This is a genomic window from Mesorhizobium sp. M0678 (genome assembly GCF_040320505.1).
In the GTDB taxonomy this organism is placed as follows: domain Bacteria; phylum Pseudomonadota; class Alphaproteobacteria; order Rhizobiales; family Rhizobiaceae; genus Mesorhizobium.
In genome coordinates, this window is record NZ_JAMYPT010000012.1 from 70,754 (window position 1) to 87,222 (window position 16,469).

15 protein-coding genes and 1 tRNA gene are annotated in these 16,469 nt (G+C 64.7%); 10 read left to right on the forward strand and 6 right to left on the reverse strand.

All coding sequences use genetic code 11. The features are described from left to right. Nucleotides 1–8: 8 nt before the first annotated feature. Nucleotides 9–83: transfer RNA gene (locus NKI29_RS21285), tRNA-Gly, on the reverse strand. A 228-nt stretch (nt 84–311) separates the two neighbouring features. Between NKI29_RS21285 and NKI29_RS21290 the strand changes: the two genes are divergently transcribed. The 4 genes from NKI29_RS21290 (at nt 312) to NKI29_RS21305 (ending at nt 3,166) form a co-directional block, all read left to right on the forward strand. Beyond that, nucleotides 312–809, forward strand: coding sequence for a prolyl-tRNA synthetase associated domain-containing protein (locus NKI29_RS21290; RefSeq protein WP_352797170.1), 498 nt, complete (start codon nt 312–314; stop codon nt 807–809). A gap of 85 nt (nt 810–894) precedes the next feature. Beyond that, nucleotides 895–1,887, forward strand: a complete 993-nt coding sequence (trxA, locus tag NKI29_RS21295) for a thioredoxin (RefSeq protein ID WP_352458335.1) — start codon at nt 895–897, stop codon at nt 1,885–1,887. Nucleotides 1,888–2,050: 163 nt separating this feature from the next. Beyond that, nucleotides 2,051–2,722 carry an LON peptidase substrate-binding domain-containing protein gene (locus NKI29_RS21300; RefSeq protein WP_023675985.1) on the forward strand — a complete coding sequence of 224 codons (672 nt, stop codon included), beginning with the start codon at nt 2,051–2,053 and terminating at the stop codon, nt 2,720–2,722. Between the two features lie 204 nt (nt 2,723–2,926). Further along, complete coding sequence (locus tag NKI29_RS21305) at nt 2,927–3,166, forward strand: Trm112 family protein (protein ID WP_023675986.1); 240 nt, start codon at nt 2,927–2,929, stop codon at nt 3,164–3,166. Between the two features lie 42 nt (nt 3,167–3,208). Here NKI29_RS21305 and NKI29_RS21310 read toward each other — a convergent pair whose 3' ends face one another. The 3 genes from NKI29_RS21310 to NKI29_RS21320 are packed head-to-tail and all read right to left on the reverse strand — an operon-like array spanning nt 3,209 to nt 9,007. Next, nucleotides 3,209–6,517 carry an error-prone DNA polymerase gene (locus NKI29_RS21310; RefSeq protein ID WP_352636476.1) on the reverse strand — a complete coding sequence of 1,103 codons (3,309 nt, stop codon included), beginning with the start codon at nt 6,515–6,517 and terminating at the stop codon, nt 3,209–3,211. Next, entirely contained in the window at nt 6,514–7,992 is a 1,479-nt protein-coding gene (locus tag NKI29_RS21315) for a DUF6504 family protein (protein WP_352797172.1), read from the reverse strand. The genes NKI29_RS21310 and NKI29_RS21315 overlap by 4 nt, the downstream gene beginning before the upstream one ends. Then, nucleotides 7,925–9,007: an ImuA family protein gene (locus NKI29_RS21320; protein WP_352697025.1), complete on the reverse strand. Its 1,083-nt coding sequence runs from the start codon at nt 9,005–9,007 to the stop codon at nt 7,925–7,927. Before NKI29_RS21320 ends, NKI29_RS21315 begins: the two co-directional genes overlap by 68 nt. A 183-nt stretch (nt 9,008–9,190) precedes the next feature. Here NKI29_RS21320 and NKI29_RS21325 point away from each other — a divergent pair, with 183 nt between their 5' ends. Both NKI29_RS21325 and NKI29_RS21330 read left to right on the forward strand, forming a co-directional pair. Continuing rightward, nucleotides 9,191–9,613, forward strand: a complete 423-nt coding sequence (locus NKI29_RS21325) for a metallopeptidase family protein (RefSeq protein WP_352594348.1) — start codon at nt 9,191–9,193, stop codon at nt 9,611–9,613. Nucleotides 9,614–9,620: 7 nt separating this feature from the next. Beyond that, nucleotides 9,621–10,046 carry a hypothetical protein gene (locus NKI29_RS21330; protein ID WP_352470864.1) on the forward strand — a complete coding sequence of 142 codons (426 nt, stop codon included), beginning with the start codon at nt 9,621–9,623 and terminating at the stop codon, nt 10,044–10,046. A gap of 10 nt (nt 10,047–10,056) precedes the next feature. On the opposite strand, the gene NKI29_RS21335 is transcribed toward NKI29_RS21330, so the two are convergent. Then, nucleotides 10,057–10,263 (reverse strand): DUF1737 domain-containing protein, encoded by a 207-nt coding sequence (locus NKI29_RS21335; RefSeq protein ID WP_352458330.1) that lies wholly within the window; start codon nt 10,261–10,263, stop codon nt 10,057–10,059. A gap of 28 nt (nt 10,264–10,291) precedes the next feature. Then, nucleotides 10,292–11,173, reverse strand: coding sequence for an HpcH/HpaI aldolase/citrate lyase family protein (locus NKI29_RS21340; RefSeq protein ID WP_352697023.1), 882 nt, complete (start codon nt 11,171–11,173; stop codon nt 10,292–10,294). 278 nt (nt 11,174–11,451) lie between these two features. Between NKI29_RS21340 and NKI29_RS21345 the strand changes: the two genes are divergently transcribed. The 4 genes from NKI29_RS21345 to NKI29_RS21360 are packed head-to-tail and all read left to right on the forward strand — an operon-like array spanning nt 11,452 to nt 16,464. Then, nucleotides 11,452–12,996, forward strand: coding sequence for a DUF4153 domain-containing protein (locus NKI29_RS21345; RefSeq protein WP_352755862.1), 1,545 nt, complete (start codon nt 11,452–11,454; stop codon nt 12,994–12,996). Nucleotides 12,997–13,000: 4 nt separating this feature from the next. After that, nucleotides 13,001–13,693, forward strand: coding sequence for a response regulator transcription factor (locus NKI29_RS21350; protein ID WP_352450230.1), 693 nt, complete (start codon nt 13,001–13,003; stop codon nt 13,691–13,693). Then, nucleotides 13,681–15,267: an ATP-binding protein gene (locus NKI29_RS21355; RefSeq protein WP_352797174.1), complete on the forward strand. Its 1,587-nt coding sequence runs from the start codon at nt 13,681–13,683 to the stop codon at nt 15,265–15,267. The genes NKI29_RS21350 and NKI29_RS21355 overlap by 13 nt, the downstream gene beginning before the upstream one ends. A gap of 30 nt (nt 15,268–15,297) precedes the next feature. Then, entirely contained in the window at nt 15,298–16,464 is a 1,167-nt protein-coding gene (locus tag NKI29_RS21360) for an NAD(P)/FAD-dependent oxidoreductase (RefSeq protein WP_352797176.1), read from the forward strand. Nucleotides 16,465–16,469: the final 5 nt, after the last annotated feature.

Consider the following 16,469-nt stretch of genomic DNA (forward strand, 5'->3'; position numbering starts at 1 on the left):
AAGGAAACTGGAGCGGGTGAAGCGATTCGAACGCTCGACCCCAACCTTGGCAAGGTTGTGCTCTACCCCTGAGCTACACCCGCTCGCGCGGCTTTTGGGCCGCAAGCCGCGCCTATATGGCTGAAGAGCGCGGCGATTGCAACAGGGAATTCGCAGGCTTTTTGCTTCGTCGGCAATGCGGACAAGCCTCCTGCGAGACGTCGCAAGGCAATCGCCCCGCGTTGCGCGACGGGCTTGTCTTGGCAGCATCATTGGCCGTAAACGGCGTTAGCCGAACAAGCCGTTGAAAGCGACCATCAGAAGAAAGACCGATGCCGAAGACCGAAGCCGAACTTTTCGCCTTTCTCGCCGGACTCGGGATCGAGGTATCGACGCGGCGGCATCCGCCGCTGTTCACGGTCGCCGATTCGCAGGCGCTGCGCGGCGGGATCGCCGGCGGCCACACCAAGAACCTGTTCCTCAAGGACAAGAAGGACAATTTCTTCCTGGTCAGCGTCGACGAGGAGGCGGTGGTCGATCTCAAGCAGATCCACCATCTGATCGGCGCTGCCGGGCGCGTGTCTTTCGGCCGGCCGGAGATGCTGATGGAGCTTCTCGGCGTCGTCCCGGGCGCGGTCACGATGTTCGGGCTGATCAACGACACCGAGCGAAGGGTCAAGGTCGTTTTGGACCAGGAGCTGATGAGCCATGCGGTGGTCAATGCCCACCCGCTGACCAATGAAGCGACGACTTCCATCGCTGCCGCGGACCTGGTCAAATTCGTCGAGGCAACCGGACATGATGCTGTTATCTTGAAAGTCTCGGCATGATCGCCACATGGGTGACTGAAACCGGGTTCTAAAGAAGGATTTTGCGCCCGTCCCTTGGCCGGCGGCGCGACCGAAAGGCGACAAGATGAGCGATAGCAACCCCTTTGGCGGCCCATTTGGCAGCAATGGCGGCCGGTATGCCACCACCGTGCAATATGGCGGCACCGATGCCGCGCGTGAGAAGGTCGCGCTTGCGGAGGCGCCGGCCGACGTCATCAAGGACACAACGACCGCTGGATTTGCCGCCGACGTGATCCAGGAATCGCGTCACCAGCCGGTGCTGGTCGATTTCTGGGCGCCGTGGTGCGGCCCTTGCAAGCAATTGACGCCGCTGCTGGAGAAGGCGGTGAAAGCCGCCGGTGGCAAGGTCAAGCTGGTCAAGATGAATATCGACGACCATCCATCGATCGCCGGCCAGCTTGGCATCCAGTCGATACCGGCGGTCATTGCCTTCAAGGACGGCCAGCCGGTCGACGGCTTCATGGGCGCCATTCCCGAGAGCCAGATCACGCAATTCATCCAGAAGGTCGGCGGCAAGAACGGCGGTGCGCCGCAAGTTGCCGAGGCGCTGGCCGCGGCCGCCGAAGCGCGCGACGCCGGGGACGTGCAGACGGCGGCCGACATTTACGATGCCATCCTGGAACAGGCGCCGGAGACGATCGAGGCGATCGCTGGCTTGGGCGATCTGCTGTTCGAGGCCGGCGATGCCGAAGGTGCCGAGGCGGTGCTGGCGCGGGCGCCGGAAGCAAAGAAGGATGCGCCCCAGCTCGCCGCGCTGCGGGCCAAGATGGCGCTCGCCGCGCAAGCAGCAGTGCTCGGCAATCCGGCGGAACTGGAACGGCGGCTGGCCGAAAATCCCGGGGATCACCAGGCACGGTTCGAGCTTGCCATGATCCAGAACGCCAAGGGTGATCGCATGGCGGCGGCCGACAATCTGCTGGCGATCATCAAGGCCGACCGCTCGTGGAACGACGACGGCGCCAGAACCCAGTTGCTGCAGCTCTTCGAGGCATGGGGCATGACCGACGAAGCAACGCTGTCGGCACGGCGCAAACTGTCGTCGCTGCTGTTTTCCTGAGCCGGCGCAGACTGTTTTGTCGCGCGGGCTTGCGGTGGGCCGCGGCTGCGCCAGATTAGGTTTTCGGACGGCGTTCGATTTCAGGTTTCCGGTGTTGCGCCTTGTGCCGGCCGGGAGGAGACGGATTTGGTGCGCTTCCTGACAAAGCGATCGGAGGATTGAGGTGCAGGCGGGAAACGCGCATTACCGGCTCGCTGCGGACTTACCGTCGACCATGCCGATCTTTCCGCTTGAGGGCGCATTGCTGCTGCCGGGAGGCCGCATGCCGCTCAACATCTTCGAGCCGCGCTATCTGCAGATGGTCGACGAGGCGATCGCCGGGCCGCGGCTGATCGGCATGATCCAGCCCAGCCTTGACGGTGCGCTGCGTCCCGACGGCGAGCCGGAGCTCTGCAATGTCGGCTGCGCCGGGCGCATCATTGCGCTGTCCGAGAGCGGCGACGGCCGTTACCTGATTTCGCTGCAGGGCGTGTGCCGGTTCCGTATTGTCCAGGAGCTCACGGTCAAAACACCGTTCCGGCAGTGCCGGTTGGCACCCTTTCTCGCCGATCTCGACGAGGAGCAGGCAGACGCCGAGATCGACCGGCCGGCGCTGCTCAAAGCGTTTCGCGCCTATCTGCAGGCTAACGATCTGGAGGCCGACTGGGAAAGCGTCAGCCGCGCCGAAAACGCCATGCTGGTCAACGCACTGTCGATGATGGCGCCCTACGGGCCGGCCGAGAAACAGGCGCTGCTCGAAGCGGCCGATCTGAAGACACGCGCCGAGACCCTGATCGCCATCACCGAAATGGCGCTGGCGCGCGACAATGAGGATTTCGGTTCGAGTTTGCAGTAGGTTCTTGCCTTCTCCCCTTGTGGGAGAAGGTGGATCGGCGCGCAGCGCCGAGACGGTTGAGGGGTACTGGACGGAGTGCCGTCGGTGCCAAGCTGGAACACCCCTCATCCGACCGAGCTTCGCTCGGCCACCTTCTCCCACAAGGGGAGAAGGAAGTTCGCGCTCGAAACCTTAACCCGATTTGCCCAGATAAGGACAAACCAAATGGCGGATGGACGTGACGGGAACAGGACTGTCGACCCCAAGCTGCTGGAACTCTTGGCCTGCCCGCTGACCAAGGGGCCGCTTGCCTGGGATCCGGAGCGCGGCGAGCTTATCTCGCGGGTGGCAAAGCTTGCCTATCCGGTGCGGGACGGCATTCCGATCATGCTGCCATCGGAAGCGCGTGTCATCACCATAGATGATGCCATGCCACCGCCGCCGCGCCTGGGTGGAACGCCCTGAGTGCTGCGGTTCAGAGCCGCTCCGTCGCGATCTTTCGCGCCTCTATTGAAAATTGCGCCCTTTGGGCATGACCTTCTCTGCCTTTCCCAGTAGTTCCGTTTGCGCGATGCTGCCAGGCTGAGCCTCGTCTGCACTGCTCGACAGTCTGTCCGCAGGCCTTGCCTGCTCAAGCAGCACCGACAGCCACGGCGTCAGATCCTCGACCTTCTCGGCGACGATATGGATGACGTCCGATTCCGATTGCAACTTGCCGGTGACGCGGATGAGACGCGCGCCCATGACGATGGGGCGGAAGCGGTCAAAAGTCCTTTCCCAGAAAATAATGTTGGCGACCGCATTCTCGTCTTCCAGCGTCAGGAAAATCGCCTTGCCATTGCCCGGCCGCTGCCGCACCAGCACGAGGCCGGCGACCGAAACGCGCCGGCCGTCCCGCACCTGGCCGAGCCGCACATTGGGCGTGACGCCGGAACGATCCAGCCTTTGACGCAGGAAGGCGACCGGGTGCGCCTTCAGCGACAGGCCAAGCGAGCGGTAGTCGTGGACGACGTGCTCGCCGAGCGGCATTGTCGGGAGCCTGGTTGCAGGCTCCAGATCGCGCAAGCGGATCGCCGGCTGGTCGAACAGCGGCAGCTTTTCGGCGGCACTCTTGCCGTCGAGCGCGCGGACCGCCCATAGAGCGTCGCGACGGTTCAATCCAAGCGACCGGAAAGCGTCGGCCTGCGCCAGTTTTTCGATCTCGTCGACGTTGAGGCCCGAGCGCAGCCAGACGTCGCGTACGGATGCATAGCCGGCGCCGCGCCTCGACACAAACGCTTCCATGCGCTCCTTCGACAGGCCCTTGACCTGGCGAAAGCCGAGCCGGACGGCATGGCTGGTCCGGATGACGCCGCGCATCTGGGCATGGCGGTCAAGGATACGATCCGGATCGAAAGGCGATTTCTCCAAGGCGCAATCCCAGCCGGAAAAATTGACGTCGACCTCGCGGATCTCGACGCCGTGGTCATGCGCGTCGCGGACAAGCTGGGCCGGCTGGTAAAACCCCATCGGCTGGGAATTCAGGATCGCGGCGCAGAACACGTCGGGATAGAAGGTCTTGAACCAGCAGGAGGCATAGACCAGCAGGGCGAAGGAGGCGGCGTGGCTCTCGGGAAAGCCGTATTCGCCAAAACCCTCGATCTGCTTGAAGCAGCGCTCGGCGAAGTCTTTTTCGTAGCCCTTGGCGACCATGCCGTCGACCATTCTCTTGCGGTAATTGCCGATCGTGCCGGTGCGCTTGAATGTCGCCATGGCGCGGCGCAGTTCATCGGCCTCGCCCGGCCTGAAGCCGCCAGCAACGATGGCGATCTTCATCGCCTGCTCCTGGAACAGCGGCACGCCCAGCGTCCTGCCGAGTATTTTTTCCAGTTCCGGCTTGGGATATTCGGGTTTTTCCTTGCCTTGCCGGCGGCGCAGATAAGGGTGGACCATGTCGCCTTGGATCGGGCCGGGCCGCACGATCGCCACCTCGATGACGAGGTCGTAAAAGCTTTTCGGCCGCAGCCGCGGCAGCATCGACATCTGCGCGCGCGATTCGATCTGGAAGACGCCGATCGTGTCGGCACGGCAGATCATGTCGTAGACATGCTTGTCCTCGGCAGGCAGAGTGGCCAGCACATAGGGCAGGCCGTACTCGTCCCGCGCCTGCGGATAATGATCCTGGAGCAGGGTGAAAGCGCGCTGCAGACAGGTCAGCATGCCGAGCGCCAGCACGTCCACTTTAAGGATTTTCACCGCGTCGAGATCGTCCTTGTCCCACTCGACCATCTTGCGCTCGTCCATCGCCGTCTTGACGATGGGCACGATCTCGTCGAGCCGGTCCCGGGTGATGACGAAACCGCCGACATGCTGCGACAAATGACGAGGAAAGCCCATGATCTCGTTGGCGCATTCGATCACATGCCTTGTCGATGGATCGGTCTGATCGAGGCCGCCGGCCTTTGTCTCCTTTTCGCCGAGCTCCGAGGTCGACCAGCCCCAGATCGAACTGGACAGCGCGCCCCGGACGTCGTCCGACAGGCCCATCGCCTTGGCCACTTCGCGCATCGCCGAGCGGCCCCGGTAGCTGACGACGGCGGCGGCCAGCGCGGTGCGCTTGGTGCTGTATTTGGAATAGATGTACTGGATGACCTCCTCGCGCTTTTCATGCTCGAAATCGACGTCGATGTCGGGCGGCTCGTTTCTTTCCTCGGAAATGAAGCGTTCGAAAAGCGTTTCGATCTTGTCCGGGCCGACTTCGGTGATGCCAATGCAGAAGCAGATGATCGAGTTGGCGGCAGAGCCGCGCCCCTGGCAGAGAATGTTCTGGCTGCGGGCGAATTTGACGATGTCGTGGACAGTCAGGAAATAGCGCGCGTAGTTCAGGCGCTCGATCAGAGCGAGCTCCTCCTCGATGCGCTGCGTCACAAAAGCGGGCACGCCCGAGGGGTAGCGGATGGCGGCTCCCTCCTTGGCCAGCCTTTCCAGTTCGGCCTGCGGCCCAAGACCCGATTCCGTCGGCTCGTCGGGATAGTTGTATTGCAGGTCACTGAGCGAGAAGGTCAGCTCGCCGGCAAAACGCAGCGTTTCCGCCAGCGCTTGCGGATGCCTGCGGAAAAGCCGTGCCATCTCCAGCGGCGGCTTTAAGTGACGCTCGGCATTGGCCGCCAGCTCCAGCCCCACCTCGGCGACGGGCACATTGAGGCGGATCGCCGTCAGCACGTCCTGCAGCGGGCGCCGTTCCGACGTATGGTAGAGAACATCGTTGGTCGCCATCAACGGGATGCCGGCCAGCTCCGCCATCGCCGCCGCCTGCTCGATACGGAAGCGGTCGTTGCCGCGGTAATCCGGCGAAACCGCAAGCCGCAGGTTTTCACCGAAACGATCCGTGAGCCGGCTAAGGAGTGCGAGGCTGGTTTCCGCGTCCGCCGACACATCCGGCAGTATGGCGAGCGACAGGAGATCGCCCCATTCGAGAAGATCGCTCTGTTTGAGGAGCGTCGCCCCTTTTTCGTTCTCGTCACGCAGATTGGCCTGCGTCAGCATGCGGCAGAGATGCCCCCAGCCCTTGCGATCCTGCGGGTAGGCGAGGATGTCCGGCGTGCCGTCGCAAAAAACCAGGCGGCAGCCGGGATGATAGGAAGCACCCTCCACCTTGGCCTGCTGCCAGGCGCGCACCACGCCCGCCACCGTGTTGCGGTCGGCGAGACCGATCGCCGAAAACCCCAGGAATTTTGCCGCGACCACCAGCTCCTCCGGTTTCGAGGCACCGCGCAGAAACGAGAAGTTCGACTGGATGCCGAATTCGGCATAGGGGTTGGCCGTCAGCGCATTCATGCGAAGATCCCATGCATGAACCAGCGCGGCGAGGGCTGCGAGGCGCTGTAAAGGCCCTGGCGATAGAGCCAGTAACGGCGGCCGTCGGCATCCTCGATGCGGAAATAATCCCGGGTCGGGGCATCTTCTCGTCCCGCCGCCCCTCGCCACCATTCCGGCGCGATGCGCTCCGGCCCTTCGGCGCGCGCGACCCGATAGAGCGCGCGCCGCCAGCGGAAGTTCAAAGGCGGGCCTTCCGGCATTTCGGTGGCCGGCACCTCGATCGGCTCGGGCGAACGGAAAAGCCGGATCGGCCGTTCCGGCTGGAAGACGGTCGAGGGAGCGTCCTTCGCCTTGTCCGGCTGCTTCGGCGGCGAGCTTCTCTGCGGCGCCTCCGTGAAGGGAAGGGTGGCGACGGCGCGCTCCGGCAAATGGCTCTCGACGGCGACCGGCTTCAAGACCGCGCCTTCGCCGAGCCGGGCGCGAATGCGGTCGGCAAAAAGCGCGATATCGGCACCGTCGTCGCTCGTCTCGCCGGCAAGGTCGGCCTGCTGCATGTCGAAGGCGGCGGCGGTCAGCACCGAAAGGCGCACGAGATCGAAGCCATAGCCGGCGTCGATATCCTGTTCGAGCGCGGCAAGCCTTTCGTGCAACAATTTCTGGATCAGCCGCGGCTCGCGCAGAGGCCGCGAGGTGCCGACGGCGATGCGGCTGACGCCGCCATCGACGCGGAAAAGCAGCAGCGCCAGCCGCCTTGCGCCCTCGCCGCGACGCTCGAGGTCGCTCTTCAAGGTGGTCGCCAGCATGCCGGTCAGCCGCTCGATGTCCTCGGTCAGCATGATCGGCTCGGCAAGGTGACGCTCGACCGAAAGCGGTGCCACCGGCAGGCGCGGCGACACGGCCTCCTCGAGGCGGCCAAGCGCCTGGTCGAGACGCAAGAGCAGCGATGCGCCGAAGCGGCGGGCCAGCGGCGCGCGCGGTGCCGCCATGACGGCGCCCGCCGTGCGCAGGCCGACGCTTTCGAGGCTGGCGCGTACCTCCGGGTCGATGCGCAGCGCCGCCAGCGGCAAGGGCGCGAGAAGCGCTTCCTCCTCACCATCGGGCACGATGCGGTCGCCAGCAAACCGCGCCGCCGCCCAGGCAGCACCAGGCGTGGCGGCAAGCCCGGCGCGGACATCGAAGCCCTGATGGAAAAAACGCGACAGGATATCGTCCAGCATCGAGCGTTCGCCGCCGAAAAGATGGGTGCAGCCGGTGACGTCGAGATAGAGGCCGTCGGTCCCGTCAAGCGCCACCAGCGGGGTATAGCGGTCGCACCAGTCGGCGAGGCCTTCGAGCAGGCGCCGGTCGGCCTCCGGATCGGCCTCCACGATGTCGATCGAGGGATGCATGGCGCGTGCGTCGGCTATGCCCATGCCGCGCTTCAGATTAAGCGCCTCGGCCCGCTCGTCGAGGGCGGCGATGCGCTGGGCGTTCCGGTCGCGGTGACTGATCACCAGCGGCAGGTGATCCGACGGCCGGGAACGCCAGGACCGCCCCAGACGCTGCCGCAGGATCCTCTCGGCGGCGAGATGCGGAAACCACAGGGATAGGAGTCTTTGGCCGTTCTGGGGCCCATTCCTGAGACCTTCCTTGCTCGCCCCGTCTTTCTTCGAATATGCGTTCATCGGGGTTCCACTCCAGTGTGAATTTTCCGGGCAAGGCCGTGCGGCTCTTGCCGATGGCGACGGTGAAGGCGGGTCGGCCGATCGAGCCGGCGAGCGGCCCGGCAAGCGTCTTACGCGTTGCCGCCGGTGCCGCCGACAGGATGAGGCGGACGGGCGCTGCCGTCGGTTCGGGCTCGCCGGCCTGGCGCAGCAGGAACAGCGGCCGGCCCGCACTCTGCGCGCGGGCGTGCAGCCGCCGCGTCGCGGTGAGGTCAAGCCGCTGCGGGCTGCCGCGGATTTCGAGGATGACGGCGGCCAGCGCCGTCATCCGGGCAGCCTCCTCGGCGATCCACAGCGCATCGAGCAGCCTTGGCGCCTCGGAAAACAGCAATTGCTCCGGCTCGATGCCGAAGAAGGCGTGAAGCCCCCTGGCATAGGGAAAGCCGGCCTCGCGGAAAACCTCGGATGTGCCGATCCACAGCACCGGCAATCGCGGCCCCTGGCTGAGGATCAGGCTGACGAGCGACAAGGCAAAACCGGCAACGGCCCCGGCATCGCGGGTCGCGGCGCCATGAAACTCGCTCACCGCCGCCTTCGGCAGGCCGCCGCTCAGCGCAGCATCGAGGCGCTCGGCGCCGGTGCGCAAAAACGCATCGGGCGGCGCCATGGCGAGGCCGCGCCGGACAATGGTCAGATTCCGAGCGGGTGTCGGATGCCGAGAGGGTGTCAGACTCTGACGAGAGACATCCGCGTCAAACGACGAACTGGCCGGCGCCTCCAGGCGCTCGGGCAAGGTCCCTTCGATCTTCGCGATCTGGCGGCGCAGGGCAAAAACAGTCTCCCGCGCCACGGCGCTTGTCGCCATGACGGTCAGCTTCCACTCACAATTGTTCCTGTTATGTTCCCTAGAATTCCAGAGGCCGGCCAAAGAGTCAAGCGGAGTCATGGGGAATTTATTCCTGTAGTGGGGGCGTGACACGGTCACCCCAGCCCGACCATTTGCCGAGTCCGGCCCGAAAGCCTATATGCCGGGATCAAAGGACAAAGCATGGCTCGCATCTACCAAACACGCATCTGGCACGACCAGCTTTCGCCAACGATGGAGGAAATCGAGCTCCTGGCGCTGGAGGCCTATGCCCATCTGCCGGAGGACTTTCGCAAGTTGACCGGCGAGATCGTCATTCAGATCGCCGAATTCCCGACCGACGAGATCATGGACGACCTTTCGCTGGAAACGCCCTTCGACCTGCTCGGCCTGTTCGAGGGGCGCGGCATCGCCGAGCGCTGGAACCCGCAGACCGGCGAGGGGCCGAACCGCATCACGCTCTATCGCCGCGCCATCCTCGACTACTGGGCCGAGAACGAGGAAACGCTGGGCGACATCGTCACCCATGTGCTGATCCACGAGATCGGCCACCATTTCGGCCTGTCGGACGACGATATGGAGCGGATCGAGGAAGCGGCTGAATAGCACTCAGATGACAGAAGCAGAATTTGCCGATCTGATCGATTGCAATTGGCCGTATCACGACATTTCACTGAGCCGGGAACTGATCGAATCCGCAGTGAGGATTTCGCCGAATGCCGCGTTCTTAGCACTTAGCGAGCTTTGCCATCTGCCCGCAAGTGCTGCCGTCGAGCCCGCCATTCTCCTAGCTCTGGTCGACTTTTGGCTATCCGAAGTCGACCACCCGGTGGCATCTCTGACTGCAGAATGCGCGATCTCCTTGATCGAACGCAAGCGACTGCCGGTTCCCGAGATACTTACGAAGATGGGTTACGTCTCCGGTTATCCCGGCCTCCTTGCAGCGCTATCGATACTCTATTTCAGCTGCGATGACGTCGACGGGCTCGCAGACGCGCGGCTCAACGAAATCAGAGCCGTCTGGGAAAGGCTGCCGTAGCCGGTAGCACCTACCAATCGCTGAGCTTGGTGTCGGGGCCGTATTCCTGGCCCTCGATGTCCTTCACCACGGCCTGGCCGCAGCGCATGGTCTTGGCCTCCTTGTCATAGGCATAGGTCGGCGAGCCGAACAGGTGCCAGCCCTTGTTCAGCGCCGCCGTCACCTTGTGGCAGAAGCTGGCATCGTCCGGGCCGGACAGAAAGCGGTAGAGTTTCATTCTTCAATCCTGTCGTCAGTTACGTTAGTCATGCGCGAACAGCGGCGGCCTTCGCCAGCAGTTTTTCGGCCTGCGCCAGATGCAGCCGCTCGACCATCTTGCCGTTCAGCGCAACTACCGCCCTACCGGTATTTTCGGCGAACGCGAAGGCATCCTTGACCGCGCGCGCCTCGGCTATTGCTTCGGGCGACGGTGCAAAGGCGCGGTTCGCGGCTTCGATCTGAGCTGGATGGATCAGCGACTTGCCGTCAAAACCCATGGCGGCCGCTTCCGTGCACTCGCGCGCAAACCCGTCCATATCGCGAAAATCATTGAAGACGCCATCGAGCAGGTCGAGGCCGCCGGCGCGCGCGGCGAGCACCATCTGCATCAGCCATGGAACGAGATAGCGCCGGTCGGGCATGGCGAGAATTCCGGTGTCCTTGACCAGGTCATTCGTTCCGGCAGCGAAACACACCAGTCGAGAGGCCGGATCGCGGCCGAGCTCGGCAATCGGCCCAATGTTGAGCAGCGCCTTGGGCGTCTCGATCATCGCCCATAGCTTGACTTCGTCGGCGATAAAATTGTCGTCGAGCACGTCGCCGGCCTCGAGAATGTCGCGCGGCGTGTCGACCTTGGGCAGCAGGATGGCGTCGGGCGAGCATTTTGCCGCGGCCAGCAGGTCGGCGCCGCCCCACTCGCTCGACAGCGCGTTGATGCGCACGACCATCTCGCAGCGCCGGTTGGAATGGCCGGCGAAAATCGCCGCCAGTTTTTCGCGCGCGGAAAGTTTATCGGCCGGGGCGACGGCGTCCTCGAGATCGATGACGACGGTATCGCAGGCCAGCGATTGGATCTTGGCCAGCGCCTTGTCGTTCGAAGCCGGGACGTAAAGCACCGAGCGGCGCGGGCGGTAGCTTTCGGTGGTCATCTTCGATCTATGCCGCCTGCAGCTAGCCGAGGCAAGCCGTGCATAAAAACTGCACGCAATTTCGGAAAATCTCCTCGTCTCCGCCCCGCTTGCCACCCGACCGGATGCGACAAGGGCGGCATGCAAGAGCAAAAGAACTCCCGTTGGTCCCTGCCGTACCGGCTTCGCCGCGAAAGCTGGTGGCTCGTCGATCCGCCCCAGACTTTGGCAACCCTCCTCCCTTTCGTCCGGAAATCCCTGCCCACCAGCCGCATCAAAGCCGCCGAGAAAGCCCGATCATGACAGTATTCCTCTCGGCGGCGCCGAGCTATTGCAGCCGCTTCGGCGTTGCCGTCCTGCTCGTCGCGTTGGCCGATTTCTTCTTCTATGGCCAACCGGCGGGCATCACGCTTTTCCTGTTCGGCGTTGCGATTGCAGCGGCGAGCATGGCTCTCCATCCTCTCGACGTCTTCAACGATGGCAGGTTCTGGTTCAAGCCGGTTGCGCTGTTTATGGCGCTGCTGCCGCTTGTGGAAAATGTCAGCGCACTGTCCGTCTCGATCGCGCTGGCGGCGACGGCCATCCTCGCGCTTTCACTGGCCGGACGGTTGCGGCGCGGCCTTGCCCGTATTGCCGGCCAACTCTCGCTGTTCCTGCTTGCAACGCCATTTCGGCTCGTCCTTGATTTTTTCCGCTGGCGCACGGCGGCGCGGCGGCTTGGCCGGCGGCGCGTGCGCCTTGCGGCGATCGCCGTCTGGGTCATGCCGCTGGGCCTCGGCGCAGTGTTCCTCGCGCTGTTCGGCGCCGCCAATCCGGTCATCGAATATTGGTTCTCGCTGATCGACCTGATGGCACTGCTCGACGTCGTCCAGCTGCCACGTCTCGGCTTCTGGCTGTTCGTGCTTGCCTGCGTCTGGGCCTTTCTGCGGCCGCGGCTGCCGCGCTTTCTCCGCCGCCGCAGGGTGTCGCCAGCCAGCGCACCGGCGACGCCGGCCACCAGGACCACCATCGAGGACATCGTCTTCGGCAAGGCCGCTATCCTCCGCGCGCTCGTCGTCTTCAACATCCTGTTCGCGGTGCAGAGCGCACTCGACGCCACCTATCTGTGGGGCGGCATCGCGCTTCCCGACGGGCTGACCTATGCCGCCTACGCGCATCGCGGCGCCTATCCGCTGATCGTCACGGCGCTGCTGGCCGCCGGCTTCGTGCTGGCGGCGCTGCGGCCGGGAAGTGCGACCTCCGGCGATCCGCTCATCCGCCGGCTGGTTTATGCCTGGGTGGCGCAGAACATCCTCCTGGTGATCTCGTCGATCCTGCGGCTCGATCTCTATATCGGTATCTATGCGCTGACCTATTGGCGTGTCGCTGCGTTCGTCTGGATGGGGCCGGTGGCGGCGGGCCTTGTCCTGATCATAGCCCGCATCGCGCGCGAAAAGTCCAACGAATGGCTGCTTGCCGCCAATCTTCTGACGCTATCGGCGACGCTCTATGCCTGCTCGTTCATCAACTTTGCCGCGCTGATTGCCAACTACAATGTCGACCATTGCTTCGAAATGACCGGCCAAGGCACCCAGCTCGACGTCTGGTACCTGCGCTCGCTCGGGCCCGGCGCCTTGCCGGCGCTCGATCGCTTCGTCCAGCACCAGAGCAGGACGGTTTCCGCGGAGGATGCCTCCATCCGCGAACTCGCCGGCTGGTATGCACAGGACGAAGCACGCTTCCGCGCCGGCCAGGAAAGCTGGCGGGGCTGGAGCTTTCGTGACTGGCGGCTCAACCGCGCCCTCGACAGGCGTGGCCCGTTCGTGGTTCCTCCGATGTCCGAACCCTTCATGCCGGGCCGCTGATTTGATGCCGCACCACATACTGGTCGCCGACGACGACCCGCACATTCGCGAAATCATCTGCTTCGCGCTGGAAAAGGCCGGCATGAAAACGCTGGCGGTGCCGGACGGCGCGGCTGCCTTGCAGGCGATAGAGCGCCATGCGCCCGATCTCGTCGTGCTCGACATCGGCATGCCGGAAATGGACGGGCTGGAAGTGTGCCGGCGGCTGCGCCACACATCCGACCTGCCGGTGCTGTTCCTGTCCGCGCGGGATGAAGAGATCGACCGCGTCCTCGGGCTGGAGATGGGCGGCGATGATTATGTCACCAAGCCGTTCAGCCCGCGCGAGCTGGTCGCCCGCGTCAACGTCATCCTGCGCCGCGCGCGGCCCACGCCGGAACCAGCCGACGACCGGCAATTCTCGCATGGCAGACTGTTGCTGGTTCCGGCAAGCCATACAGCCAGCTTCGACGGCAAGCCGCTGGCGCTGACGTCGATCGAATTCGCGATCCTGAAAGGCTTTTTGGCGCGGCCGGCGTATGTGCTTGGCCGCGACATGGTGATGGCCAACGCCTATGCGGCCAATATCCATGTCGCAGACCGCACCGTCGACAGCCATATCCGCAATATCCGCGCCAAGCTGGCGGCCGTCGGCTGCGTCGATGCGATCGAGACCGTGCACGGCGTCGGTTTTCGGCTGGGCGGATGCGGCGCGTGAGCGCCCAAGAACTGATTGGCAGCAAATGGCGGCCTCGCCTCGCCACGGTCGTCATCGCCATCCTGATCATGGTGATGGCGCTGCCGCTGGCCGGCCTGTTTTTCTTCCGGCTCTACGAGAACCAGCTGATCAGGCAGACCGAGGCCGAGCTGATCGCCCAAGGCGCCGCCCTTGGCGCGATCTATGCGCAAGAGGTTCGCGAGGCCGGCCTTGCCCCGGAAAAGCTCGGCGCACCCGTGCCTTCACCCAACACCAGCGATCGGGCCTCTCCCTACCAGCCAATCGAACCGCGCCTCGATCTTGCGTCCGACAGGATCCTGCCGACCCGGCCCGCGGCCACCGCGGCCAGCGCCGATCCCGCCTTCCCGGCAATCGGCGCACGCCTGTCGGGCATTCTTGCCGAGACGCAGAAGACCACGCTCGCCGGCTTCCGGCTGCTCGATCCCAGAGGCGTGGTCATCGCCGGCCGTGAGGAGGCCGGCCTGTCGCTCGCCGCTGTCGACGAGGTTGGCGCAGCGCTTGCCGGCCGCTACGCCAGCGCGCTCAGGCTGCGGGTTCCCGACCAGCCGTCGCCGCCGCTCTATTCGGTCAGCCGCGGCACCAAGGTTCGCGTCTTTGTCGCCATGCCGGTTGCGGTCTCCGGCAAGGTCGCCGGCGTCGTCTATCTGTCGCGGACGCCGAACAACATCGTCAAGCATCTCTATGGCGAGCGCGGCAAGGTGGCGCTGGCGGCAATCACCATCCTCGGCGGCGCGCTGCTGATCGGGCTGGTCTTCCTGCGCGCCGTCAGCCGTCCGATCTATGCGCTGATGGAACGCACGAAACGCATCGCCGCCGGCGACCGCGCGGCGATCAGGCCGCTCGATCACCACGGCACGCGCGAAATGGGTGAACTCTCTGCTGCTTTCCTCGACATGGCCGAAAAGCTGCACGCACGCTCCGACGGCATCCAGACCTTTGCCACCCACGTCTCGCACGAGCTCAAATCGCCGCTGACGGCGATCCAGGGGGCCGCCGAACTGCTGCGCGATTCGGGCAGCGCGATGGACGAGGCCGAGCGGCGGCGCTTTTCGGACAATATCGTCACCGATGCCGGCCGGCTCAATCTGCTGGTGCGCCGCCTGCTCGACCTGGCGCGCGCCGAAAATCTCGAGCCGAGCGGCGAAAGCACGTCGCTCACTGCTGCACTGGCGCTGCTGCCGGCCGACGACAGGCTGGCGGTGCGCGTCGAGGCGGGCACCGAGATCGGGCTGCGCATATCGGCCGAAAACGCTGCGATCGTGCTGGCCAATCTCATCGACAATTCGGCGCGGCACGGCGCGACGCTGGTATCGGTCACAGCCGCAAAAGCGGACGGCAAGGCCACCATCGTGGTCGCTGACGACGGCGCCGGCGTTTCGCCCAGCAACCGAGGCCGCATCTTCGAGCCGTTCTTCACCACGCGCCGCGATTCCGGCGGCACCGGCATGGGCCTCGGCATCGTGCTGGCCCTCCTGAAAGCGCATGATGGCACGATCCGGCTGGTTGACTCGGCGAGCGGCACGCGCTTCGAAATCATCCTGCCGGCGGCGTGACTCGGCGGTTCAGATCGGAAGGGCCAAAAGGTGCATTACGACATCGTCATCATCGGCGGAGCCATCGTCGGCTCCTCGGTCGCCTATTATCTGCGCGAGGAAGGGTTTTCGGGCTCGATCGCGCTTGTCGAGCGCGACCCGCAATTTTCCCGCGCCGCGACCACGCTGTCCTGCGCCTCCATCCGCCAGCAGTTCTCGATCCCGGAAAACATCCGGCTGTCGCAATTCACGCTGAAACTGTTCCGGCGGCTCAGGGAAGAGTTTGGCGCGGACGCCGATATCGGCTTTCGCGAAGGCGGCTACCTCATCCTTGCCGGCGAGAACGGGCTGCCGATCCTGCGGGCCAACCACGAGGCGCAGATGGCCGAGGGCGCCGACATCGTGCTCGAGGATGCCGAGGCGCTCGTCCGCCGCTTTCCGTGGCTGTCGGTCGAGGGCATTTCCGCCGGCGCCTATGGCCGCAGCGGCGAAGGCTGGTTCGACGCGCATGCGATGCTGATGCTGTTCCGCAAGGCACTGCGAAGCAAGAACATCGATTTCATCACAGCGTCGGTGACCGGTATCGAGCGGCAGGGGAAGCGCGTCGCCGGTGTGACCCTCGACAATGGCGAGCGGCTCGAGGCCGGCACCGTCGTTAACGCCGCCGGGCCGAATGCCGGCAAGGTGGCAGCAATGGCCGGGCTGGCGTTGCCGGTGGAGCCGCGCAAGCGCAATGTCTTCGTCTTCGAGGCGCGCGAAAAATATGACGACATGCCGCTGCTGGTCGACCCGAGCGGCATCTATGTCCGGCCGGAGGGCTCGGTCTACATCACCGGCGGCGCCGAGCCGGAAGAGGGCGAAGGACCGGCCGACCCCGCCGACTTCGACCCCGACTGGCCGCTGGTCGAAGAGGTGATCTGGCCGGTGCTGGCGACCCGCATTCCGGCCTTCGAGGCGATCAAGCCGACGCGCGCCTGGGTCGGCCATTACGACTACAACACGCTCGACCAGAACGCGGTGATCGGCCCGCACCCGGAGGTCGGCAATTTCCTCTTCGCCAACGGTTTTTCCGGCCACGGCTTGCAGCAGGCTCCGGCGGTCGGCAAGGCGCTGGCCGAACTGATCGTGCATGGCGGCTATCGCACGGTGGATTGCTCGGCGTTCGGGTACAGCCGGATCGCCGACGGGCGGCCGTTTCGGGAATTGAATGTAATCTGAGAACT

What these genes read in the sequence shown, in the direction of transcription:
- NKI29_RS21335 (WP_352458330.1), bottom strand. Translation starts at nt 10,263, where the DNA reads ATGAAACTCTACCGCTTTCTGTCCGGCCCGGACGATGCCAGCTTCTGC.
- NKI29_RS21340 (WP_352697023.1), bottom strand. Translation starts at nt 11,173, where the DNA reads ATGACCACCGAAAGCTACCGCCCGCGCCGCTCGGTGCTTTACGTCCCG.
- NKI29_RS21345 (WP_352755862.1), top strand. Translation starts at nt 11,452, where the DNA reads ATGACAGTATTCCTCTCGGCGGCGCCGAGCTATTGCAGCCGCTTCGGC.
- trxA (WP_352458335.1), top strand. Translation starts at nt 895, where the DNA reads ATGAGCGATAGCAACCCCTTTGGCGGCCCATTTGGCAGCAATGGCGGC.
- NKI29_RS21325 (WP_352594348.1), top strand. Translation starts at nt 9,191, where the DNA reads ATGGCTCGCATCTACCAAACACGCATCTGGCACGACCAGCTTTCGCCA.
- NKI29_RS21350 (WP_352450230.1), top strand. Translation starts at nt 13,001, where the DNA reads ATGCCGCACCACATACTGGTCGCCGACGACGACCCGCACATTCGCGAA.
- NKI29_RS21305 (WP_023675986.1), top strand. Translation starts at nt 2,927, where the DNA reads ATGGCGGATGGACGTGACGGGAACAGGACTGTCGACCCCAAGCTGCTG.
- NKI29_RS21330 (WP_352470864.1), top strand. Translation starts at nt 9,621, where the DNA reads ATGACAGAAGCAGAATTTGCCGATCTGATCGATTGCAATTGGCCGTAT.
- NKI29_RS21290 (WP_352797170.1), top strand. Translation starts at nt 312, where the DNA reads ATGCCGAAGACCGAAGCCGAACTTTTCGCCTTTCTCGCCGGACTCGGG.
- NKI29_RS21310 (WP_352636476.1), bottom strand. Translation starts at nt 6,517, where the DNA reads ATGAATGCGCTGACGGCCAACCCCTATGCCGAATTCGGCATCCAGTCG.
- NKI29_RS21320 (WP_352697025.1), bottom strand. Translation starts at nt 9,007, where the DNA reads ATGGCGACAAGCGCCGTGGCGCGGGAGACTGTTTTTGCCCTGCGCCGC.
- NKI29_RS21355 (WP_352797174.1), top strand. Translation starts at nt 13,681, where the DNA reads ATGCGGCGCGTGAGCGCCCAAGAACTGATTGGCAGCAAATGGCGGCCT.